The organism is Pectobacterium odoriferum (assembly GCF_009931295.1).
Lineage (GTDB): Bacteria > Pseudomonadota > Gammaproteobacteria > Enterobacterales > Enterobacteriaceae > Pectobacterium > Pectobacterium odoriferum.
In genome coordinates, this window is record NZ_CP034938.1 from 201,926 (window position 1) to 224,923 (window position 22,998).

A 22,998-nucleotide genomic window follows, 5' to 3' on the forward strand; every position below is an offset into this window, starting at 1 on the left:
TTCCTGTCTGCTGACTTTCTATGATTACGGGTCACGCTTTTCGGCGCAGTCAGCCAACTGATGGCACGATACGTCAGTACATGACCTAGCCAGCATACTGCCTGCGCAGACAGTGATAACAGATTGAACGCAGGTTTTGTTGCTTAATTTGCACAGAAAGTGTGATGAATATCGTGTTCTCGACGCCGATCGCAAAAAATGCGTGGCAAGAAACCCAAACGTAGTTAACAGGAAACGCTAACTGTCTGTGGGGTCGACATCCAGCATCCATTTCACTTTACGCGCCTGTGGCAGCGTACCGATCAGCGTCAGCGACGTTCTGACTAGTTTCTGCAATAGCGCTCTGGAAGGATGCTGTAGCAAGAGCTGCCAGCGGAAGCGCCCTGCGCGTTTGGGTTGTAAAGCGGGTACCGGGCCCAATAGCCAGAGTGATTCATCTCGCAATGGGCTCGCCTCCAGCAAATTACGCAACTGCTGGAGGAATAACGCGGCCTGCTGGTTATCGTGATCGTCAGCGCGGAAGAGGATATGGCTGGTAAACGGCGGCAGAAAAACGCTTTTTCGTTCGGTAAGCGCCTGGCTGGCAAAGGCATCGTAGCCCTGTTGCAGCAGTGTTTGTAATAGCGGATGTTCTGGGTGGTGAGTTTGCAGTGCTACTTCGCCCGCCTTGCCCGCACGTCCTGCGCGACCTGCCACCTGAGTATAGAGCTGCGCAAAACGTTCGGCTGCGCGGAAGTCGGCAGAGAACAGCGAACCGTCAACGTCCAGCAAAGCGACTAGCGTCACGTCAGGGAAGTGATGCCCTTTCGCCAACATCTGTGTGCCGATGAGAAGGCGAGCACCTCCCTGCCTGACCTGCGAGAGCTGCTGCTCAAGCGCCCCTTTACGGCTGGTGGTATCACGGTCGATGCGGGTGATCGGGACATCTGGAAAGATCGGCGCAAGGCTTTGTTCCAACTGCTCGGTTCCCAGACCGACGGGCACCATATTGGTCGAGCCGCAGCCGGGGCACTGTTGTGGAACCGGACGCTGACTGTCGCAGTGGTGGCAGCGCAACATCTTCTGATGCTGGTGGTAGGTATAGTAGTGATCGCAGCGCTGACACTCTGCAATCCAGCCGCATTCGTGGCACATCACCACGGGGGCGAACCCGCGCCGATTGAGGAACAAAATAACCTGATTATCATTCGTCAGATGGTGGCGGATGCGGGTAATCAACGGCTGAGATAACCCGGCCGTCAGCGGCAACCCTTTCAGATCGATAACGTGCTGTTTGGCCAGTGCGGCATTGCCCGCTCTTTTGGTCAGATTCAAGCGTCGATATTTGCCAATCTGGACGTTATACAGCGTTTCCAGCGCGGGCGTTGCCGTTCCCATGACGATGGGAATGTCTTCTTCTCTGGCGCGGAAGACCGCCAAATCACGGGCGTGATAGCGCCAGCCTTCCTGCTGTTTGTAGGAACTGTCGTGTTCTTCATCGATCACAATCAGCCCCAAACGGGCAAAGGGAGTAAATAACGCTGACCGCGTTCCGATGACGATAGCCGCTTCACCGCTGCGGGCGCGTAGCCAGACGGCAAGGCGCTCGCTGTCGTTGAGTGCCGAGTGCAGCACATCCACCGGAGCGTTAAATCGTTCGCGAAAGCGGGCGATCGTTTGCGGCGTCAGGCCAATTTCCGGCACTAATACCAGCACTTGCTTGCCCTGCGCCAGTACATTTTCCAGCACGCTGAGATAGACTTCAGTTTTGCCTGAACCGGTGATGCCCGCGAGCAGCCAGGCGGCAAAGTGGTTATCTTCGCTGCGGATCGCGCCGACAGCAGTGGCCTGTTCGGTATTCAGGCGCAGGCGGTCGGTTGCCATGCTAAAGCTTTGACGCCAGTCGTGAAGCGTTTGCTCTGCGGCCTGTAATTCGCACAGCCCTTTGCTACGCAGCGCCTGCAATGCTGTCTCGGTCAGCCCGATTTCGCTTACCTGATGGCGATAAAGCGGCGACTGGAGTAAGGCCGCCAGCGCCTGCTGCTGTTTCGCGGCCCGTTTGAGCGTGCTGAGCGGTGTCGCTCGGCCTTGTTCGGTAGCAAACCACTGCCAGAGCGGCGCGCGGTGTGCGGGTTTCCCCTGACGCAGTAGTATCGGCAGCGCGTGGAACAGCACTTCGCCAATCGGGTAGTGATAGTACTCAACAGCCCACAGCAAAATGCGCCACAGGCTGGACGGAAACAGTGGCTGCTCGTCCAGCACGTCATGCACAGGTTTTAATTGCTCAAGCGGAAGTTCGCTGGTATCGCTCAGTGCGGTAATAATGCCGATCGCTTTACGGTGACCAAAGGAGACGCTGACGCGTGCGCCGACCTGCGGAGTCACGCCTCCTGCGGGTAGCAAATAATCGAATGTACGTGCCAATGGCACGGGCAAAGCGACCTGAGCGACAGACATAACCTCTCCGTGATAGTCGACGTGATTTGCGTGGCGTTCCATGACATAACCGAGCGGTTTGTATTATGCGCGACGCAGGGTGAAAATAAGGCAAGGCGCTAGTGTACATGCTGCGAGGGATAATGTGTGGATGCGATTGCATCAGGGTAGCGGATTCTGTATGATCCGCCGCCATTGTGCCATTTGCATAATGAACTTACTCATACAACTTTCGTGTGGTGTCTGGCGGAACAGGGCTGGATAGCGACACGGCCTTAACAGAGGTTTCCCCCATGAAAAAAGGTATTCACCCGAATTATTCTGCAGTTACTGTGACTTGCTCTTGCGGTAACGTGATCAAAACCCATTCTACTGTGGGTCGTGACCTGAACCTGGACGTTTGTGGCGAATGCCACCCGTTCTACACTGGCAAACAACGTGATGTTGCAACCGGTGGCCGTGTTGACCGCTTCAACAAGCGTTTCTCCGTTCCAGGCGCTAAAAAATAAGGTTTACTGGCCTCATTGGCACAGTAACTTTCTGCAAAGGCACCGACAGGTGCCTTTGTTGTTTCTGGCGGGTCAGTGTCCCTGCTGGCGTTTTACCAGCATCCCCAGAACGAAGATGCCGCCCAATCCCGCTGTAATAATCCCGATGGGTAATTCCTGAGGTGCCAGCAACTGTCGGCTGAGCCAATCGCCGCCGCACAACAGTATCGCACCTAGCACGGCAGTCAGCGGCAGCAGCTTCTTGTGCAATACGCCGCTCAGCGGGCGCGCCAGATGGGGAATCATCAGGCCGATAAAACCGATCACGCCGGTCAGCGCGACTAACAGCGACGTGGCGAACGCGCAGCAGATAAAAATTTCCACCCGTACGCGGGACAGATTAACGCCCATTGAGGCCGCCGTTTGTCCGCCTGCCAGCAGAGCGTCGAGCGCCCGCCAGCGCAGGGCGGTGAGGCCGAATAGCAGCAGGACGCTGAACACCGCGAACGGTAATGTATCCCAGCGGGCAAGACCCAGTCCGCCCAGTGACCAGAAAAGAATCGAGCTGGCGGCCCGCTGATCGCCGGAAAATACCAGGTAGTTCGTCAGTGCGCCGAACAGAAACGAGATCGCCAATCCGCAGATGATCAGTCGCTCTGCGCCCCGCGCCTGTTGCAGCAGGAACAGCACCGTCACGGCGACGGCCGATAAAATGCCGCCACAGAAGGCCGCCATCGGCAGCGCCCAGTCACCCAGTTGCTCGCCAAAGCGGGTGATGACGGCGACCGCACCCGCCGAGGCTCCGGCAGACAGGCCGAACAGAAAAGGGTCGGCCAGATCGTTGCGGGTTGCCGTTTGCAAGAAGGCACCAACCATGGCTAAACCCGCGCCGCACAGCGCTGCCAGCAGGCTGCGGGGAATGCGTAGTTCCAGAATGATACGTGATGTCATCGGTGAAACTTCCGTAGACGAGAACCTCAATGCGCTGGCGACCTGCGTAAGGGGAATCGTCGTGCTGCCTGTCGCAATATTTAACAGCATCAGCCCAACCAATATCAGCAGCGCGATAACGACGGTCGCGGCATAGCGTGAGGACGTTGGGCTCACTTAAAGGCATCCGGGTAGAGTGCGCGTGCCAGTTTATCAATAGCGGCGATATTCGCAGGTCCCGGCGTAAGCTCTGCATATTGCAGCTTTAGATAGCGATGCTGCTGTACGGCTGGGGTAAATTTCATTAGCGGATGTGATTCCAGAAAGCGCCTTAACGCATCCGCACCGTTGCCCGTCTGGTAATCCAGCAAAATGATAAAGTCGGGTTCGCGTGCCGCCACGCTCTCCCACGATGTCGAGGCCCAGCTCGTTTCTATATCGTCCATTACGTTCTTGCCGCCCGCAGCTTCAATGATGGCGGTTGGCATAGCGAATTTTCCGCTGGTAAAGGGCTTATCGTCGCCAGAGTCATACAGAAAAACCTTCCGCTTTGGCTGATTGCCAATGCGGGTTTGCAGTTCGGCAATGTGCTGTTTCCAGCCGTCAATCTGTTCCTGAGCCTGTTCCTGCTTACCGAAGATTTTCCCCAGTTTCAGCATATCGCCGTAGAGCAGATCCATGCTGGCACGTGGACGCTGTTGCTGTTGTTCGGTGAACACGCAACTTTCGCTGAGTACCAGCGTCTGAATGCCGTATTTTTTCAGCGATTGCGGGGTGACTTCTCCGCCCACTTTCATGCCGTAGTTCCACCCAGCAAAGAAGAAATCCGGGTGTACGGCCAGCAGGTTTTCTAACGTCGGGTATTTTGCTGCCAGTTCAGGGATCGTGCCCTGCTGCTTGATAAAGCTTGGGGGCGCTTTGTACCAGCCAGTGATGCCGGTCAGCCCGACGATATTTTTTTGTAGCCCAAGTGCAAACACCATCTCCGTCATGTTCAGGTCATGAATAACGGCTCGTTGCGGCGGCTGGATAAAGGTTAGCGGTTGCCTACAGCTGTCGACCGTGACGGGGAAACTCGAGGCGTGTACCCAGCACGACGTCAATGCCAGCAGTCCAGACAGAAGCGTTATTTTCATCATGGTTCCTTAGTGCAGTTCAGGGGCTTCAAAGATGCGAATCGGTGAGCCGTTTATCGGGTGCGGCACCGTAAAGCTCTCCATCCCAAATACGGATTTCACACAGTCGGCGCTCAGCGCGTGTGCGGGCGTTCCCCAGCGGAGTAGCGTTCCCTGCTGCAAAACGGCGACGCGGTCGGCAAAGGGGGTGATCAGTGGCAGGTCATGCAGCACCGCCAGCGTTGAAATACCGCGTTTCCGCACGAGAGACAGCAACTGCGCACGCGCTAACGGATCGAGATGGTTAGTCGGTTCATCCAGCAGCAGGAGCTGCGGCGTTTGTGTGAAAGCACGCGCCAGTGCCGCGCGTTGACGTTCCCCGCCGGAGAGTGTGCCCAGCAGGCGGTGGCGTAGCGGTAATAAGCCAGTATCGTCCAGCGCTTCCTCGATGAGCTGGCGATCCTGCGCAGGTGTGCTGAATCCGTGGTGTGGAATTCGTCCTAAGGCGACGTATTCCGCGACCCGCAAGCGTAGATCCGGTGCATCGTTCTGCGCCAGAATCGCGATGCGCTTTGCTCGTTCATGGCGGCTGAGTGTGTTCAACGGCTGGCCGTTCAACTGGATGTACCCCGTTGTCGCGCCGAGTTCGCTGGTCAACACGCGTAACAGCGTGGACTTGCCGCTGCCGTTGGGCCCAACCAGCGCCAAACGCTCTCCAGCCTGCATGGACAGAGAAATATCACTGAGCCTCGGCGTGCGATTGGCGTCGGCAACGGAAACATGGTGAAGCTGTAGCAGCACGGGTTTAGTAGAGAGACGCTCTGTCATGATGCGGGCATATCATCGTCATAGATTAAAAAGATATGTTATAACATAACAAATTAAATGCAATCCCGACTCACACCGTGAGCGGAAAAGAGAGGAAGAAGCGCGAGCAGCGAGGTTGAGGTTCAGGTTAATGAGGAGTGATGTGTTGAGTGGGACTCTCTGCATAGCAAAACCCCGCCGAGGGAGGCGGGGTTAGCAAGAAAATCGATAGTGTAAACGCGATCAGTATTCCCACGTATCCGGGTCGATACCCATTTCACGCATGATGATTTTCGCGGCTTCAGGAATTTCATCGCTGCGTTCTTTACGCAGGTCTTCGTCATTCGGTAACGGTTGTCCCGTGAACGCGTGCAGAAACGCCTCGCACAGCAGCTCGCTGTTGGTGGCATGGCGCAGGTTGTTCACCTGACGACGCGTGCGTTCGTCAGTCAGTATCTTTAATACTTTCAGTGGGATAGATACTGTTATCTTCTTGACTTGCTCGCTTTTTTTACCGTGTTCAGCGTAAGGGCTGACATACTCGCCGTTCCACTCAGCCATGGGATACCTTAAAAATTAATCTAATGAAGACAGCATCTGTCATGAAATGCCACAATTCTAGCGGTTATTATGCTTATGCTCAATCTATACGCAAAGAAGTTTAGATGTCTAGATGTGTTGACGTCCATTAAAACTGCGTTTACTCTTAAGTTCCTATCTTTTCAGCCTCCAGCCAGGAAATGAGCCGATGACGCGTAAACAGGCAACGATCGCAGTCCGCAGCGGGTTAAATGATGATGAGCAGTATGGCTGCGTCGTCCCACCCATTCACCTTTCCAGCACGTATAACTTTACCGGATTCAACCAGCCACGCGTACACGACTATTCGCGTCGCGGTAACCCCACGCGTGATGTCGTGCAGCGTGCGCTTGCCGAACTGGAAGGTGGTGCAGGTGCGGTAATGACGAGCAGCGGAATGTCGGCGATTATGCTGGTTTGCACGGTATTCCTGCGTCCCGGCGATCTGCTGGTGGCACCGCATGATTGCTACGGCGGCAGTTATCGTCTGTTTGACAGTCTGAGCAAGCGTGGCGCGTTTCGCGTCAAATTTGTCGATCAAAGTGATAATGATGCGCTCAACGCGGCATTGGCAGAAAAGCCGAAGCTGGTGCTGGTGGAAAGCCCGAGCAATCCGCTGCTGCGCGTCGTGGATATTGCCGCGATTTGTCAGGCCGCGCGGGAAGCGGGCGCGGTCAGCGTGGTGGATAACACCTTCCTGAGCCCAGCGTTGCAGAAGCCGCTGGAGCTGGGTGCCGATCTGGTGGTGCATTCGTGCACCAAGTACCTGAATGGTCACTCTGATGTCGTCGCGGGTGCGGTGATCGCCAGAGATGCCGATACCATTACTGAACTGGCCTGGTGGGCGAACAACATTGGCGTTACGGGCGCGGCGTTTGACAGCTATCTGTTGCTACGTGGCCTGCGTACCTTATCGCCACGTATGGCAGCCGCGCAGCGTAATGCGCAACAAGTGGTTGAATTCTTACAGACGCAGCCGTTGGTGAAGGCGCTGTACCATCCTTCACTGCCGAACAATCCCGGCCATGATATTGCCCGCCGTCAACAATCCGGCTTTGGCGCTATGCTAAGTTTTGAGCTGGATGGGGATGAAGACACCTTGCGGCGTTTTCTGGCGTCGCTGGAACTGTTCACGCTGGCAGAATCACTGGGCGGCGTTGAAAGCCTCATCTCTCATGCGGCAACGATGACGCATGCCGGTATGGCGCCAGAAGCGCGTGCCGCAGCGGGTATCTCTGAAACATTACTGCGCATTTCCACCGGCATTGAAGACGGCGATGACCTGGTTGCCGATCTGGATCGTGCGTTTCAAGCCGCTGCCAAGAGGTAAGAATGAGTGCATTAGGAGTAGCGCCACCGGTAACAGGCCGACAGTTGCATAAGTTTGGCGGTAGCAGTCTGGCCGATGTGAAGTGTTACCTGCGCGTAGCCGGTATTATGGCGGAGTATAGCCACCCCGGTGATTTGATGGTGGTGTCTGCCGCAGGCAGTACCACAAACCAGCTGATTAGCTGGTTGAAACTGAGCCAAAGCGATCGTCTGTCAGCACATCAGGTTCAGCAGACATTACGCCGCTACCACAGTGAACTGATTGGCGGGCTGCTGCCTGCGCAAGAGGCAGAAGCGCTGACCGCCCAGTTTATTCGCGATCTGGAGCGTTTGGCTGCGCTGCTGGATGGCAAGATGACGGATGCCGTCTACGCCGAAGTGGTCGGGCACGGTGAAATCTGGTCGGCTCGCCTGATGTCCGCCGTGCTGAATCACAGGGATATGAATGCAGCGTGGCTGGATGCGCGTGATTTTCTCTGTGCGGAGCGTGCCGCGCAGCCGCAGGTTGATGAAGGCCGTTCCTGGCCGCTGTTGCAGCAATATCTGACGCAACACGCAGGGCAGCGTTTAGTGGTAACGGGTTTTATCAGCCGCAATGACGCGGGTGAAACGGTGCTGCTGGGGCGCAACGGGAGTGACTATTCCGCCACACAAATTGGTGCGTTGGCGGGCGTTGAACGCGTGACTATCTGGAGCGACGTCGCTGGGGTGTATAGCGCTGACCCACGCAAAGTGAAAGATGCCTGCCTGCTGCCGCTGCTGCGTCTGGATGAAGCCAGTGAACTGGCACGTCTGGCAGCACCGGTATTACATACGCGTACCTTACAGCCTGTTTCCGGCAGCGATATCGATTTGCAACTGCGTTGCAGCTATCAGCCTGAACAGGGGTCGACGCGCATTGAACGCGTGCTGGCCTCAGGTACGGGTGCCAAAATCGTCACCAGCCACGACGATGTCTGCCTGATTGAAGTTCAGGTTCCTTCCGAACACGATTTCGCGCTGCTGCAAAAAGAAGTCGAACAGCTTCTGAACCGTGCACAGTTGAAACCGCTGGCGATCGGCGTTCATCAGGATCGTAATCTGCTGCAACTGTGCTACACCTCCGAAGTGGTGGATAGCGCGCTGCAACTGCTGGCACAAGCTGCGTTACCCGTTGAGCTCAACCAGCGTGACGGATTGGCGATGGTCGCGATGGTCGGTGCGGGCGTGGGTAAAAATCCGCTGCACAGCCACCGTTTCTATCAGCAGTTGAAAGATCAGCCGATTGAATTTGTCCGTCAGGCCGATGATGGCATCAGTCTGGTTGCCGTGCTGCGCGTTGGTCCGACGGAGCATTTGATTCGTGGGTTGCACCATTCACTGTTCCGGGCAGAAAAACGTATTGGGTTAGTGCTGTTTGGCAAAGGGAATATTGGTTCACGCTGGCTGGAGCTGTTTGCGCGTGAGCAGAGTAACCTGTCTGCACGTACCGGTTTTGAGTTTGTACTCGCTGGCGTGGTGGACAGTACGCGCAGCCTGCTGAATGATGATGGGCTGGATGCCAGCCGCGCGTTGGCTTTCTTCGAAAGTGAAGCGCAAGAGCGGGATGGTGAAGATCTGTTCCTGTGGATGCGTTCGCATCCCTTCGATGATTTGGTGGTGCTGGACGTCACCGCCAGTGAATCGGTCGCCGATCTGTATCTGGATTTCGCCAGCTATGGTTTCCATGTCATCAGCGCCAATAAATTGGCGGGTGCATCAGGCGGCAATAACTATCGCCAGATCCGCGACGCGTTCGCGAAAACGGATCGTCACTGGCTGTATAACGCGACCGTCGGCGCAGGGTTGCCGGTCAACTTTGCGGTACGCGATCTGCGGGAAAGTGGCGACAGTATTCTGGCGATTAGCGGGATTTTCTCCGGCACGCTTTCCTGGCTGTTCTTGCAGTTTGACGGCACCGTGCCGTTCACCGACCTGGTCGATCAGGCTTGTCAGCAGGGGCTGACCGAGCCCGATCCGCGTGTTGACCTTTCCGGTCAGGACGTTATGCGCAAGCTGGTGATTCTGGCGCGTGAGGCTGGCTATGATATCGAACCGAGTCAGGTTCGGGTTGAGTCGCTGGTGCCGCCGGGCTGTGAACAGGGATCTGTCGATTACTTCTTCGAGAACGGTGATTCGCTGAACGAACAGATGCTGCAACGTCTGGAAGCCGCACAAGAAATGGGCTTGGTTCTGCGTCACGTCGCACGCTTTGACAGCAATGGTAAAGCGCGCGTGGGCGTTGAAGCGGTTCGCCCCGATCATCCGCTGGCCTCGCTGCTGCCGGGTGATAACGTGTTTGCGATCGAAAGCCGCTGGTATCGGGATAACCCGCTGGTTATCCGTGGGCCAGGCGCGGGGCGCGATGTCACGGCGGGTGCGCTTCAATCTGACCTAAACCGTTTGGCGCAGCTGTTATAGAACCTGTTTTAATAGCGACATGATTGCTATTGTTGGCCGTCTCCGCACATTAGGAGATGGCCAATACTCAAGAGACCCATTCCCTCGTTTCCCTTCTCGCTAAAAAATCCCCACCGCTATCTTCCCCGTCAGTCGTGTCATTGAAATGTCACGGTGACAACACGCCACTGACACGATGTCACCGCACAATCAGCGCATTGTTTGCTTATCGTGGAATGCACAGCTGTGCAAAAAACAACTTCCTCTGCGGCAGCCCCGCACATTGTCATCGACCATCTACATGTTGGATACGGCACGACAGCCGTCTTGAACGATATCCATCTGGAGATTGCACAGGGCGAATTCGTGGCGTTGCTCGGTTCGTCAGGATGTGGCAAGACGACGTTACTGCGTACGGTTGCTGGTTTCTCGTCACCGCGTGCGGGGGCGATTCGCGTTAACGGGCAGGATATGACGCAAGCGCCGCCAGAGAAACGCGGAATGGCGCTGGTGTTTCAGAGCTATGCGCTGTGGCCGCACATGACGGTGGCACAGCATATTGCTTACGGACTGCGTTTGCGCCGTGTCCCGCGTGCAGAAATTGCCAGCCGTGTCGCGGAACTGGAAACGATGCTGGGTTTGACGGGCCTGAGCGCTCGTAAGCCAGCGGAACTGTCCGGTGGACAGCGGCAGCGCGTCGCCTTGGGCCGTGCGCTGGCGGTACGGCCCGATATTCTGCTGCTGGACGAACCGCTCTCCAATCTGGATACCCGTATTCGCCTACAGCTACGTGATGAGATCCGTGCGCTGCAACAGCGGCTGGGGCTGACGGCGATCCACGTAACGCACGATCGGGAAGAAGCGATGGTGATGGCGGATCGCATCGTGATTTTGAATCAGGGTCGCATCATGCAGGCGGGTAGCCCGCAAGAGGTGTACCACCATCCGGCCAGCGCGTTTGTCGCAGCGTTTATGGGGGCGGAAAATCGGCTTGTGCTGGAAGCGCGTTATGACGGCGATACGCTGATGATTCCCGGTGATGCCGAGAGCCATTCGCTGCTCCCTGACAATACGTCGCTACCGCCTGGCCCGATAGAAGCGCGCTTTCGTGCGGAAGCCGCTCGTCTTTACGATCCGGCAGAGGTTCCGCTCATCCAGCCCGGCATGTTGATGCGCTACGGCACGGTACAGGCACAGAGCTACCCCGGCGGATACTGGCAGCATACGATTTCCAGCGGCACCTGGCGGATACAGGTTCATGCGTCGCGTCCCTATGCCATCGGGCAGCGGGTTGCCGTGCAGATCCCTGCCGAGGCGCTGTTTCTTTTCCCGCTGGCAGAAGAGGCTATGCCTTTGACGGCGGTACCGGATACCACTTCACGTTATTCCTCGCTTCCCGGCCTGACGGCCTGATCCTGAATTGGAGACAAATGATATGAAACGCATTTTTGCTGCAACGCTGATGATGAGTACGCCGCTGGCGGCGGTACAGGCACAGGAATTAACGGTGTTGACGGCGGGTGACCAGAACATGGTCGACTATGTGAATGAATACTTAGGGCCGCTGTTTGAAAAGCAGCATCCCGGCGTAAAAGTACGCGCCGTCGGTACCGGGCCAGGTGATGCCGGGTCGCAGAAGATTCTTGAGCGTTTCAATGCACAACAGGCCGCTGGTGCCAAAGTCTGGGACACCGATGTGGCAGTTGTGCATGAGAAGTTTGTCGGCCCGATGGTGCAAAAGGGCGACCTGCTGAAATATCGCGATGATATCGCCAGCGGCAAGCTGGTCAGCATGGCTGCTGCGGATAAAGCCATGGGTACAGACGTGAAAGGCTACGTCATGCCGATGTTCAGTAGCCAGACAGCGCTGGCCTATAACCCCAGCATGGTAGCGAATCCGCCTAAAAGCTATGACGAAATCCAACAGTGGGCAGCCGCGAATCCGAAGATGTTCGGCTACAACGGCATTAAAGGCGGCGCATCGGGAGTGAGCTTCGTCATGGGCTGGATTTACGCTTATGGCGGCGATGCCCAGAAGCTGATGAACGGACCGTTTGATGAGGCGGAAGCGAAGAAATGGCAACCCGCGTTTGAACGCCTGAAAGCCTTTAACAAGAACGTGACGCTGACACCGGGCAACGCTGGCACGCTCGATATGCTTAGCCGCGGTGAAATCGCGATGGGGCCGGTGTGGGTCGACATGTTCTATTCCTGGAAAGCGAGTGGACAGCTGCCGGACAATTTCAAGTTGCTGCTTCCTGCGCCCGGTATGCCGGGGCAGCCGATGCACTATGTCATCCCCGCGCAGGCACCGAACCGCGAGCTGGCTAAACAGTTTGTCGAACTGGCAACCAGCGCCAAAGTGCAGGCCGAAGGGATCGTTGAACGCTTTAACTGGTATCCGGGGATCGATGCCAAGTACGTTCAGGCTGAGCTGAAGCCCGCCGTATGGCAACGTCTGTTCACGGATGTGACACCTGATGAGCTGGCGAGCAAAGGGAAGACATTCCCTATCGCGCCTTATCACACCGCGATTTTAAACGCCTACGAGCAGGCGATGGCAAAATAGTGCCGCTGGCTTAGATACCCCTTAGCATCACATGCGCTCTGGCGGGATGAAGCCAGAGCGCGGAGACATTCATGTTGCAAGTATCCCAATTCTCTTCCCGACTGGCGGGTATCGCGCTTGTGCTACCTGCGCTGGCGGTGGTGGCTGTCTGTTTTATCACGCCGCTGGGGCTGTCGGTTGGGGGCGCTTTTATCAGTCAGAATGGCGTGGGCATTGATAATTTTGTCACGGCATTGACGCTGTATCTGCCCGATATCCTGTTTACCTTACTGATTGTGAGCCTCGCGACGCTACTGATCGGCCTGCTGTCCATCATGATCGGCGGCTACCTGACGCTGGGGGAAAGCCCGCGTATGGTGGCGCTGCTGCGCTGGGTCTATCGCTGGCCGCTGTTTATCCCGTTTATCGTGACCGGGCAAATTTTACGCACGTTTCTGGCCAAGAACGGCTGGTTGAATGGCGCGCTGGATACGCTTGGCATTGTCGATCTCGCCAGCGCCAGCAACTGGCTGGACTGGCGCGGCATCGTGTTCGCTTTCGTCTGGAAACAGACGCCGTTTGTGGCATTGCTGGTTGCAGGCGCGATGGCGTCGCTGGATCGCACGATGATAGAGTCCGCCCGTAATTTAGGCGCATCTCGCCTGCGTATCTTGTGTGAAATTGTGGTGCCTCAGGTTGGGCAAACGCTGCTCACCGGGCTCATTCTCTCTTTCGTCACCATGATGTCGGTGCTGTCCGTACCGATGATGATCAATGCCCAGTCGCCGACGATGCTCACTGCCAACATTGCCTTCCGCATTAACGCCTACGGCGATTACGGCGTCGCGAATGCGTTGGGGGTGATTTCCCTGCTGATGACTGGCCTGTTTGCCGTGATTTATCTCCGCTTGAACATGAGGGAGAAGGCATGAAGAACGTACTGTGGTGGATCCCGAGAATGCTGATTCTGGGGACGCTGATCTTCTTGATCTTTGGGCCATTGGCTAACCTCCTGCTGTGGTCGGTAGCGGAAAAATGGTTCTATCCTCACCTGTTGCCCAATGAGTGGGGCTTCGCCTTCTGGAAGCGGGTGTTTTCGCCGCGCGGTGTGGCTTGGGAAGCGCTGGGGAATAGCGTGCTGGTGGCGGTGTTCACCGTACTGGCCTCGCTGTCGCTGGCGATTCCGGCGGGATATGCACTGGCGCGTCTGCCGTTGCCTGCTCGTGGATTGATACTGCTGGTATTCCTGATTCCGCAGGCGTTCCCGAATTTGACGGTGTACGTCAACATCGCCCGCCTGTTTTATCAGTGGGGGCTGAACGGCACGCTGCTGGGCGTTGTGCTGGTTCACACGGTTCACGGGCTGGTGTTTGCGGTCTGGATTGCCTCGGCGGCGTTCTCGGCGGTGGGGCGTGAAATGGAACAGGCGGCACGGTCGATTGGTGCTGGGCCGTGGCGTGCCTTTGTCGATATCACCCTGCCGCTGGCTATGCCAGGACTGATGGCATCTGCCATCTTCGTTTTCCTCGAATCGCTGGATGAGTTTACTGGCAGCTACTTTGTGGGAGCACCGGATGTGCAGATGATGCCGCTGCTGCTCTATACCGCTGGGGCGGGCGGTAACTATCAGATCGCTTCTATTACTGCGCTAGTGCTGCTGATTCCTTCCGTCCTATTCATGCTGGTGGTGGAGCGTTTTTTGAAGGCCGACGTAATGGCAAGGATAGGGAAATGACGGTGGGTAAACAGGGTTACGTCAGCGCACAGGATGTTGCGCGTCGGGCTGGTGTATCGCGCTCGGCGGTGTCCCGCAGTTTTACTCCCGGTGCCAGCGTGTCGGCTGCCACCTATGCCAAAGTGATGACGGCAGCGCAGGAACTGGGGTATCAGGTTAACGATCTGGCACGCGGCCTGCTGGCGAACAGCAGCCGTCTGGTTGGGCTGGTGGTGACGCACCCTGAGGTCGGGTTTCGCGCCAACCTGGTCGCAGAGCTGTCGCAGGCGTTAATCCAACGTGGTTCGATTCCGGTACTCATCAATACCGGCCATGTGCGGGAAGCGATGTCTGCCGCGCGCTCCATTCTGTTTGGTCACCGTGCGGAAGCGACGATTGTGCTTTCCGGTTCACCGCCGAAAGAATTTGTCGAATTGGCGCAGCTAAATGGCCAGCCGCTGATTGTTATTGGGCGGCACGAACCCGCGTGTGACAGCGTACATATTGATAATGACACCGCCGCGCGCATGGCGGCACGGCTGTTTGCCTCATCGGGCAGAACGCGTCTGGCTCTGGCCGGAGCGGCGTCGGCAACGCCCAATATCATTGAACGTGAACAGGCATTTTGTGAAGAGGCGCGTTTGTTAGAACTGCCCGTGGCCGTGGTGCGCGGTGATGATACAGATTATGACGATGGGCTGGCGGTGGGGCAGACGCTGTTTTCGCTCCCAGAAGGTGTCAGACCAGATGCGGTGTTCTGCGTTAACGATTTGGTCGCGTTCGGCGTGATCGATCGCGCAAAGCAGTGTGGGCTTGCCGTTCCGCAGGATCTTATGGTCATCGGGTTTGATGATATTCCGGCCGCGGGGTGGGATGCCTATGCGTTGACGACGTTTCGTCAGGATCCCGCAACGATGGCGGCTCAGGCACTGGCATTGCTCGATCGACGCCAGTCTCAGGTACAAGAACCCGCGTGTCGAGCGAAAGTGGCTGCCCCGCTCATCCGCCGCCAGTCGGCGTAACGGTACTGGCAGGCGATAGCGCGTGGATAGTGAAACCGAGGATAAATATGAAACTGATTCAACTTTCCGACCTCCATTTGACCGCACAAGGCGGCAACTTGCATGGCCGTGACCCGGAACAGCAACTGAAAGCGGCGATTGCCGATATCAACGCACACCATCGCGATGCCGATCTGGTGGTCATCTCCGGCGATCTGTCCGATGACGGCAGTGCGGAATCCTATGCGTTTCTGGCCTCGGCGCTGGCTGAACTACAGCTTCCCTGGCGTGTGACGATGGGAAATCACGATGACCGGGAGACGTTTTTGGCCCAGTTCCCGACGCTGGTGGATGAAAACGGGTTTGTGCAGAGCGTGACAGCAGTCGGGGAGGATTGCGTCATTCTGCTGGACTCGTTGCAGGCTGGTGAGGTGGCCGGAACGCTGTGTTCAGTGCGGCTAGCGTGGCTGGAACAGCAGCTTCATGCTACGGAAGGAAAGAACGTGTTCCTGTTCCTACATCACCCTCCGATGGCGATCGGGCTTCCGGCGCTGGATAACGTTCGATTGGCTCCCGAAGCGGCAGAGGCGCTATATCATGTGTGCCACCGCTTCGGTAATGTGCGGAATATTTCTGCGGGGCACGTGCATCGGCCTGCCAGCGGAGGTTGGCGAGGAATATCGTTCAGCACGGTACGCGGCACAAACCATCAGTCCGCGCTACGCTTCGCTCCGGGATTTGAAACTAGTCTGGAAGCCCCGCAGTACGCCATTTTTCTGACGACAGAAGAAGGGCATACCGTACATTTTCACGATTTTCCCTGTGGCTGATGACGTGTTTCCTATCGTTTAATCATATTTTTATGCAGTCTGAGTGAAGGTTTTGCTGTTATCCGGCGTAAAAAATTATGCAGCGGTGGGTTTGACCGCCGAGTGAGCGACAGGACGTCGCGAAAGCCAGTGCCGCGTAGGGAACGCGTCACTGGCGGCTCGACTAGCGGTCAGGAACACCGATGGAACCGCGTCAGCGGCATAATTCCCGCCGAAAGCCTGGGGTCATGGGGCGAGCGGCGTTTGAGCCGCCCCATGTCGGGCGCGTGCTACGAAGTAGCATGAAAATAACGACATTATCGCGCACGAAACCGTCTCCGCGTTGACATAAGAATGTGACTACAAGACAGCGCGTTGCGGAAACCCATCATGAACTTTTTTCATTTACCGTGAGTAATCATCACGGCTTGTCGTGCTGAAAAACGTTGACTCTTTAAGCGGATTACGTCATTTTCTATATGGACGTCTAAACGTATAGACGTGTATCGAATGATAATAACAGTCACGGTCAACGGGGTAGCAGGTATGAGCTTTTTTCACGCAAACCAGCGGGAAGCGCTGAATCAGAGTCTGGCGGAATTGCAGGGACGAATTAATGTGTCATTTGAATTTTTCCCGCCACGTACCAGCGATATGGAAGAAACCCTGTGGAGCTCTATCGATCGACTGAGCAGCCTGAAGCCCAAGTTTGTTTCCGTGACTTACGGGGCGAATTCTGGCGAGCGTGACCGTACTCATAGCATTATCAAAACGATTAAAGAGCGTACCGGTCTGGAAGCAGCACCTCACCTGACCTGCATCGATGCTTCACGCGAACAGCTGCGTGAAATCGCTCAGGATTACTGGGAGAGTGGTATCCGCCATATTGTCGCGCTGCGCGGCGACTTGCCTCCAGAAGGCGGCAAACCGGACATGTACGCGGCGGATCTGGTTTCCCTGCTGAAAGAGGTCGGCGATTTCGATATTTCCGTTGCCGCCTATCCTGAAGTACACCCTGAAGCGAAAAGCGCACAGGCTGACCTGATTAACCTGAAACACAAGATTGATGCTGGTGCGAATCGCGCTATCACACAGTTCTTTTTCGACGTAGAAAGCTATCTGCGATTCCGTGACCGCTGCGTGGCGACCGGCATCGATGTAGAAATTGTGCCAGGCATTCTGCCGGTATCGAACTTCAAGCAGTTGCAGAAATTTGCCACGATGACCAACGTCCGCGTGCCGAACTGGATGACGACCATGTTTGACGGTCTGGATAACGATCCAGAAACCCGCAAAATGGTAGGGGCGTCTATCGCCATGGATATGGTGAAAATTCTCAGCCGCGAAGGCGTAAAAGATTTCCATTTCTATACGCTGAACCGCGCGGAGCTGAGCTATGCGATTTGCCATACGCTGGGCGTCCGCCCTGATGTAGCACGCTGAGGCGACAAACAAGATTTCAGGAAGAAAGAGGCCGCAACGCGGTGACGAAGAGTAACGGTATTGGAATGCCTTTCAACGTCACTTACGGCGGCTCTGAAAAGGAGGAGTCTCAGGGATGAGATTCCTATTCACGCGGTTAGACCGATTGCTACTGACCGATTCAATGATTATCCCCAGCGCCTGTTTTTATCTCTTATCCCGTTTTTATCGCTAGTCGTTCCTATAAATAATCGTTTCTATCACTCATAACGGTACGATGACCGCTCGGCGGCGTTATGACCACTTCCCTGACTATTCGAATCCTCCATTTCTCTCCGCCTATTCCCACCGTTAATGGCTTTGCCTGCTGGTCAGATTTCCCAGTGTCGATCGCCGGAGTATCGTTGGCCGACACACACAAAATGCTGTCGCTGCCAAATCGCTTGAAGAGGTTAGTCTGCTTGTTATAGCGTGGCTGAAGGCCAGGTATACCCTGGCGGTACCGAAATCGTAAAAATATTGTTTTATTCCTGTAGAAATAAATAGATACGCTTTGGTGGGATATATTATTCATTTTGGATATTGATAGGGATTATCGTTCATTGGTATCCTATCTATCGTTGTTAGCTATCATGATAAGGAGAATAATAATGAATATTCGGGACTTAGAGTATCTTGTCGCGCTGGCAGAACATCGTCACTTTCGGCGCGCGGCAGATTCCTGCCATGTGAGTCAGCCAACACTCAGTGGACAGATTCGTAAACTGGAAGATGAACTCGGCGTGATGCTGCTTGAGCGCACCAGCCGCAAGGTCTTGTTTACGCAAGCCGGTCTGCTGCTGGTCGAGCAGGCACGAACGGTATTACGCGAGGTCAAAGTATTAAAAGAGATGGCGAGTCAGCAGGGCGAAACCATGTCTGGGCCACTGCATATCGGCCTGATCCCCACAGTGGGGCCTTATCTGCTGCCGCAAATCATTCCGATGCTGCATCGCACGTTCCCCAAACTCGAAATGTACCTGCACGAAGCGCAAACCCATCAACTGCTGGCCCAGTTGGACAGCGGCAAACTGGACTGCGCCATTCTGGCGATGGTGAAAGAGTCCGAGGCCTTTATCGAAGTTCCTCTGTTTGACGAGCCGATGAAGCTGGCGATTTATCAGGATCACCCTTGGGCGAACCGCGAACGCGTGGCAATGTCCGATCTGGCGGGCGAAAAACTGTTGATGCTGGAAGACGGTCACTGCCTGCGCGATCAGGCGATGGGCTTCTGTTTTCAGGCAGGGGCGGATGAGGATACGCATTTCCGGGCGACCAGTCTGGAGACGCTGCGCAACATGGTCGCAGCCGGAAGCGGTATTACGCTGCTGCCAGCATTGTCTGTTCCGCGCGAACGCGAACGCGATGGTGTCTGCTATTTGCCGTGCTATAAACCGGAGCCCAAACGCACTATCGCGCTGGTGTACCGCCCCGGTTCACCGCTGCGCGGACGCTATGAGCAACTTGCTGATACCATCCGCGAGCATATGCAGGGCTATATGGAAACCCTGTCAAAATAAGCGGTTAAGCCCGTTTAGCGCCGCTACGCGGTACGCTTCTGCCATGGTTGGATAGTTGAAGGTGGTATTAACGAAATATTCGATAGTATTGCCTTCACCTTTCTGTTCCATGATGGCCTGCCCGATGTGGATAATCTCCGCCGCGCGCTCGCCAAAGCAGTGAATACCCAGAATCTGTTTCGTTTCTCGGTGAAACAGAATCTTCAAACTCCCCACATTCATCCCGACAATCTGCGCCCGTGCCAGATGTTTAAACTGTGCCCGCCCGACTTCATAAGGCACTTTCATCGCGGTGAGCTCTTGCTCAGTTTTCCCCACGGAGCTGATTTCCGGGATGGTATAAATGCCGGTCGGGATATCTTCGATCAGATGCGCGCTGGCATCGCCTTTGATAATCGCCTGTGCGGCAAGCCTACCCTGATCGTACGCTGCTGATGCCAGGCTCGGATAGCCAATGACATCGCCGATGGCATAAATATGCGCCAGCGCCGTCTGGTACATGCTGTTGACCTTGAGCTGCCCGCGGCTGTCGGTGCTCAGGCCGATATTCTCCAGCCCCAGCGTTTCCGTGTTCCCCGTGCGCCCGTTGGCATAGAGTAGGCAATCTGCCTTCATCTTTTTGCCTGATTTCAGATTGACGATAACGCCGTCAGCCAGCCCTTCAATACTCTCGAACTCTTCGTTGTGACGAATCACCACGCCGTTATTCCAGAAATGGTAGGACAGCGCATCCGACATTTCCTGATCGAGAAAGGCCAGCAGCCTGTCGCGGGTGTTGACTAAATCGACCTTAACGCTCAGGCCGCGAAAGATAGAGGCATATTCGCAGCCGATAACGCCTGCACCATAGATGATGACGTGCTGAGGCTCGTGGTCGAGTTGCAATATAGAGTCGCTGTCATAAATGCGCGGGTGGTCGAAATCGACGTCTGCCGGATGATATGGACGTGAACCGGTCGCAATGATGATATTCGCGGCGGTCAGCGTCTCATGGGTATTGTCTGGGTAGTGAACGGCAATCGTGTGTGCATCGATGAAGCTGGCTTCACCGGAAAACAACTCGCACTGATTACGCTCATAAAATCCTTGTCGCATACGAGTTTGCTGACCAATGACGCTGTCGGCGTGGCGCAGGATGTCGGAAAATGAGGAGCGAATAATGCGGGAGTTGTCACTGTAGAGGGGGTTTTGATTGAACTCGATAATACGGCTGACGGCGTGGCGGAGGGCTTTGGAAGGAATCGTACCCCAGTGGGTACAGCCACCGCCAACATTGTAGTGACGTTCAATCACCGCAATTTTGGCCCCGTGCTTGGCCAATCCCATTGCTGCACCTTCACCGCCGGGCCCGGAACCAATAACGATGGCATCGTAATCGAATTGATGTTGTAGAGTCATGGTAGGTTAAACCTGTTTTTATACAAATTAATAACGCGACTGTAACATTGTGCGATTGTAGCATCGACTGCGGCAGAACCCAATCATCCCTTCCTTTACTATGGAAACAGATTCTCACATTCTTAATATGGCAAACTTTGTCTCATTCTGCGGACAATAAAGTTTGCTATAGTGCCCCTCTGGAAAAGGGAGTAGATCATTTGGGCAGCATAATGGGTGTCAGAGCACAACAAAAAGAACGGACTCGTCGTTCCCTTATTGAAGCTGCATTTAGCCAGTTAAGCGCTGAGCGCAGCTTTGCCAGCCTGAGCTTGCGTGAAGTTGCCCGTGAGGCGGGTATCGCGCCGACCTCTTTCTATCGTCATTTTCGTGACGTAGATGAGCTGGGGCTGACAATGGTCGACGAAAGCGGGCTGATGCTGCGCCAGTTAATGCGGCAGGCTCGGCAACGTATCGCCAAAACCGGTAGCGTAATCAGGACATCGGTTTCCACCTTCATGGAATTTATCGGCAATAATCCTAATGCGTTCCGGCTGTTACTACGTGAGCGTTCAGGTACGTCGGCGGCGTTCCGTGCGGCGGTCGCGCGGGAAATTCAGCATTTTATCGCTGAACTGGCGGATTATCTTGAGGTGGAAAACCATATTCCCCGTAGTTTCGCGGAAGCGCAGTCGGAAGCGATGGTGACCATTGTTTTCAGCGCGGGAGCGGAAGCTCTGGATGTTTCCCTGGAACAGCGTAAACAGCTAGAAGAGCGGCTAGTACTGCAACTGCGTATGATCGCCAAAGGTGCCTATTACTGGTACAGAAAAGAACACGATAGTAGCTTTACCGTGCCATAAATCCTCTATACCAACAACATGAAAAGGGAGAAACCATGACAGACAAACCTCATCAAGAAAAAGGTACGCTGGTTCTGGCGTTGATTGCGGGTTTATCCGTAAACGGCGCATTTGCCGCCCTGTTCAGTAGCATTGTTCCGTTCTCGATTTTTCCCCTGATTGCACTGGTATTGTCCATTTATTGCCTGCATCAACGTTATTTGCATCACAGTATGCCGGAAGGCATTCCGATGCTGGCGGCGGCCAGTTTTCTGCTGGGATTACTGATTTACAGCGCCATCGTACGCGTTGAATATCCCGCCATTGGATCGAACTTTATTCCTTCAATCCTGTGCGTGGTATTGGTTTTCTGGATTGGCCTGAAGCTGCGCCGCAGAAAAGAGACGGATGCCATATCCGCAGAAGAGAGCGAAACGCTGTAGCAGGTGGATGCTGGCGGGGTAACCCGCCAATTGTGTGCGTTACTGACGTTTTTCCAACAGCACGCCACACTCCATATGATGGGTGTAAGGGAATTGGTCGAACAGCGCTAGACGGCGAATGTCGTGGGTTTCCGAGAGCGTTTGCAGGTTGTTGCTTAGCGTTTCTGGGTTGCAGGAAATATAAAGAATGCGCGGATACGCCTGCACCAGTTTCACCGTTTCGTCATCCAGTCCGCTGCGCGGTGGGTCAACAAAAATGGTCTCGCACTGGTAGCTTGTCAGATCGATACCTTGTAAACGGTTAAACTGACGCACGCCCTGCATGGCCTGCGTAAACTCTTCTGCCGCCATGCGGATGATCTGCACGTTCTCTATCTGGTTTGCGGCGATATTATATTGTGCTGCCGCGACGGATGGCTTGGCGATTTCGGTTGCCAGCACACGTTCGAAATTTCTTGCCAGCGCGAGTGAAAAATTGCCGTTACCGCAATACAGTTCCAGCAAATCCCCTGTTGCTCCCGCTGTCGCATCCAACGCCCACTCCAGCATCTGAATATTGATAGCGGCATTCGGCTGCGTGAAGCTGTTTTCTACCTGCCGGTAAATCATATCCCGCCCGGCAACCGTCAGGCATTCATCGACATAATCGCGATCGAGGCAGATTTTGGTTTTTGTCGCACGGCCAATCAACTGTAGACGGAACCCTTTCGCCGTCAGGCTATCACGCAGTGCGAGGGCATGTTCCTGCCATTCCTCGTCCAGCGCACGGTGATACAGCAGAGAAACAATCACTTCGCCGCTCATGGTCGACAGATAGTCTATCTGGAACAGTTTACGGCGCAGTACGGAGTCAGGCTGAATGGCGGCAAGCAGTTCCGGCATCAGGCGGTTGATCAGTTCGCTGGCTGCCGGAAAGCGATCGACCCGAATGCGCTGTTTGGTTTGCTGATCAAACATGATGTGGTAAAGCTCGTCACCCTCGTGCCAAATACGGAATTCGGCGCGCATCCGATAGTGGCTGACGGGAGAACGGAAGACGACAGGCTCCGGTGCATTGAAAGGTGCCATCATTCCACGCAGACGCTCGGTTTTCTCTGCAAGCTGGTCGTCGTATTGTTCGATGGGCAGGATTTCTGGCGTCATGGTTTTCTCGTCTGAACAGCGTCTAAAAGGGTGTTATTGGCCGGGAATTGTAGGGAATC

At 55.3% G+C, this 22,998-nt stretch carries 20 protein-coding genes; 13 read left to right on the forward strand and 7 right to left on the reverse strand.

Features of this window, described 5'->3' with window-relative positions:
* Positions 1-237 precede the first annotated feature (237 nt).
* A complete protein-coding gene (gene priA, locus EO763_RS00870) occupies positions 238-2,436 on the reverse strand; it encodes a primosomal protein N' (RefSeq protein WP_161527799.1) in 2,199 nt (732 codons plus the stop codon).
* A gap of 272 nt (positions 2,437-2,708) precedes the next feature.
* Between priA and rpmE the strand changes: the two genes are divergently transcribed.
* The gene (gene rpmE / locus EO763_RS00875; RefSeq protein ID WP_010281510.1) at positions 2,709-2,924 is read left to right on the forward strand and encodes a 50S ribosomal protein L31; all 216 of its coding nucleotides are present in this window, start codon (positions 2,709-2,711) and stop codon (positions 2,922-2,924) included.
* Positions 2,925-2,996: 72 nt separating this feature from the next.
* Here rpmE and EO763_RS00880 read toward each other — a convergent pair whose 3' ends face one another.
* From EO763_RS00880 to metJ, 4 genes are all read right to left on the reverse strand, one after another.
* Complete coding sequence (locus EO763_RS00880; protein ID WP_161527800.1) at positions 2,997-4,010, reverse strand: FecCD family ABC transporter permease; 1,014 nt, start codon at positions 4,008-4,010, stop codon at positions 2,997-2,999.
* On the reverse strand, positions 4,007-4,969 hold the full coding sequence (locus tag EO763_RS00885; RefSeq protein ID WP_161530311.1) for an ABC transporter substrate-binding protein: 963 nt from the start codon (positions 4,967-4,969) through the stop codon (positions 4,007-4,009). The genes EO763_RS00880 and EO763_RS00885 overlap by 4 nt, the downstream gene beginning before the upstream one ends.
* Positions 4,970-4,978: 9 nt before the next feature.
* Positions 4,979-5,776, reverse strand: a complete 798-nt coding sequence (locus EO763_RS00890; RefSeq protein ID WP_161527801.1) for an ABC transporter ATP-binding protein — start codon at positions 5,774-5,776, stop codon at positions 4,979-4,981.
* Between the two features lie 222 nt (positions 5,777-5,998).
* Positions 5,999-6,316 (reverse strand): met regulon transcriptional regulator MetJ, encoded by a 318-nt coding sequence (gene metJ / locus EO763_RS00895; protein ID WP_005973355.1) that lies wholly within the window; start codon positions 6,314-6,316, stop codon positions 5,999-6,001.
* Positions 6,317-6,503: 187 nt separating this feature from the next.
* On the opposite strand from metJ, the gene metB reads away from it, so the two are divergent.
* From metB to oxyR, 10 genes are all read left to right on the forward strand, one after another.
* On the forward strand, positions 6,504-7,664 hold the full coding sequence (metB, locus tag EO763_RS00900) for a cystathionine gamma-synthase (RefSeq protein ID WP_161527802.1): 1,161 nt from the start codon (positions 6,504-6,506) through the stop codon (positions 7,662-7,664).
* Between the two features lie 2 nt (positions 7,665-7,666).
* The gene (locus EO763_RS00905) at positions 7,667-10,102 is read left to right on the forward strand and encodes a bifunctional aspartate kinase/homoserine dehydrogenase II (RefSeq protein ID WP_161527803.1); all 2,436 of its coding nucleotides are present in this window, start codon (positions 7,667-7,669) and stop codon (positions 10,100-10,102) included.
* Positions 10,103-10,327: 225 nt separating this feature from the next.
* Positions 10,328-11,494 (forward strand): ABC transporter ATP-binding protein, encoded by a 1,167-nt coding sequence (locus tag EO763_RS00910; RefSeq protein WP_161527804.1) that lies wholly within the window; start codon positions 10,328-10,330, stop codon positions 11,492-11,494.
* Between the two features lie 22 nt (positions 11,495-11,516).
* Positions 11,517-12,650, forward strand: a complete 1,134-nt coding sequence (locus EO763_RS00915; RefSeq protein ID WP_005973362.1) for an extracellular solute-binding protein — start codon at positions 11,517-11,519, stop codon at positions 12,648-12,650.
* A gap of 71 nt (positions 12,651-12,721) precedes the next feature.
* A complete protein-coding gene (locus EO763_RS00920) occupies positions 12,722-13,561 on the forward strand; it encodes an ABC transporter permease (RefSeq protein ID WP_161527805.1) in 840 nt (279 codons plus the stop codon).
* Entirely contained in the window at positions 13,558-14,364 is an 807-nt protein-coding gene (locus EO763_RS00925) for an ABC transporter permease (RefSeq protein ID WP_029368106.1), read from the forward strand. Before EO763_RS00920 ends, EO763_RS00925 begins: the two co-directional genes overlap by 4 nt.
* Positions 14,361-15,365, forward strand: a complete 1,005-nt coding sequence (locus EO763_RS00930; RefSeq protein ID WP_161527806.1) for a LacI family DNA-binding transcriptional regulator — start codon at positions 14,361-14,363, stop codon at positions 15,363-15,365. The genes EO763_RS00925 and EO763_RS00930 overlap by 4 nt, the downstream gene beginning before the upstream one ends.
* A gap of 47 nt (positions 15,366-15,412) precedes the next feature.
* Positions 15,413-16,174, forward strand: a complete 762-nt coding sequence (locus EO763_RS00935) for a phosphodiesterase (RefSeq protein WP_161527807.1) — start codon at positions 15,413-15,415, stop codon at positions 16,172-16,174.
* Between the two features lie 525 nt (positions 16,175-16,699).
* Positions 16,700-17,596 carry a methylenetetrahydrofolate reductase gene (gene metF, locus EO763_RS00940; protein ID WP_039541835.1) on the forward strand — a complete coding sequence of 299 codons (897 nt, stop codon included), beginning with the start codon at positions 16,700-16,702 and terminating at the stop codon, positions 17,594-17,596.
* A 629-nt stretch (positions 17,597-18,225) separates the two neighbouring features.
* Positions 18,226-19,134 carry a DNA-binding transcriptional regulator OxyR gene (gene oxyR, locus EO763_RS00945; protein WP_010308165.1) on the forward strand — a complete coding sequence of 303 codons (909 nt, stop codon included), beginning with the start codon at positions 18,226-18,228 and terminating at the stop codon, positions 19,132-19,134.
* Here the strand turns inward: oxyR and sthA are convergent.
* Positions 19,126-20,532: a Si-specific NAD(P)(+) transhydrogenase gene (sthA, locus tag EO763_RS00950; RefSeq protein ID WP_039541832.1), complete on the reverse strand. Its 1,407-nt coding sequence runs from the start codon at positions 20,530-20,532 to the stop codon at positions 19,126-19,128. The genes oxyR and sthA overlap by 9 nt on opposite strands.
* Before the next feature lie 212 nt (positions 20,533-20,744).
* Here sthA and fabR point away from each other — a divergent pair, with 212 nt between their 5' ends.
* Positions 20,745-21,374 (forward strand): HTH-type transcriptional repressor FabR, encoded by a 630-nt coding sequence (gene fabR / locus EO763_RS00955; protein WP_010308157.1) that lies wholly within the window; start codon positions 20,745-20,747, stop codon positions 21,372-21,374.
* Positions 21,375-21,409: 35 nt separating this feature from the next.
* On the forward strand, positions 21,410-21,796 hold the full coding sequence (locus EO763_RS00960) for a YijD family membrane protein (protein WP_103183542.1): 387 nt from the start codon (positions 21,410-21,412) through the stop codon (positions 21,794-21,796).
* Positions 21,797-21,835: 39 nt separating this feature from the next.
* Here the strand turns inward: EO763_RS00960 and trmA are convergent, their stop codons facing one another.
* Complete coding sequence (trmA, locus tag EO763_RS00965; RefSeq protein WP_161527808.1) at positions 21,836-22,939, reverse strand: tRNA (uridine(54)-C5)-methyltransferase TrmA; 1,104 nt, start codon at positions 22,937-22,939, stop codon at positions 21,836-21,838.
* Positions 22,940-22,998: the final 59 nt, after the last annotated feature.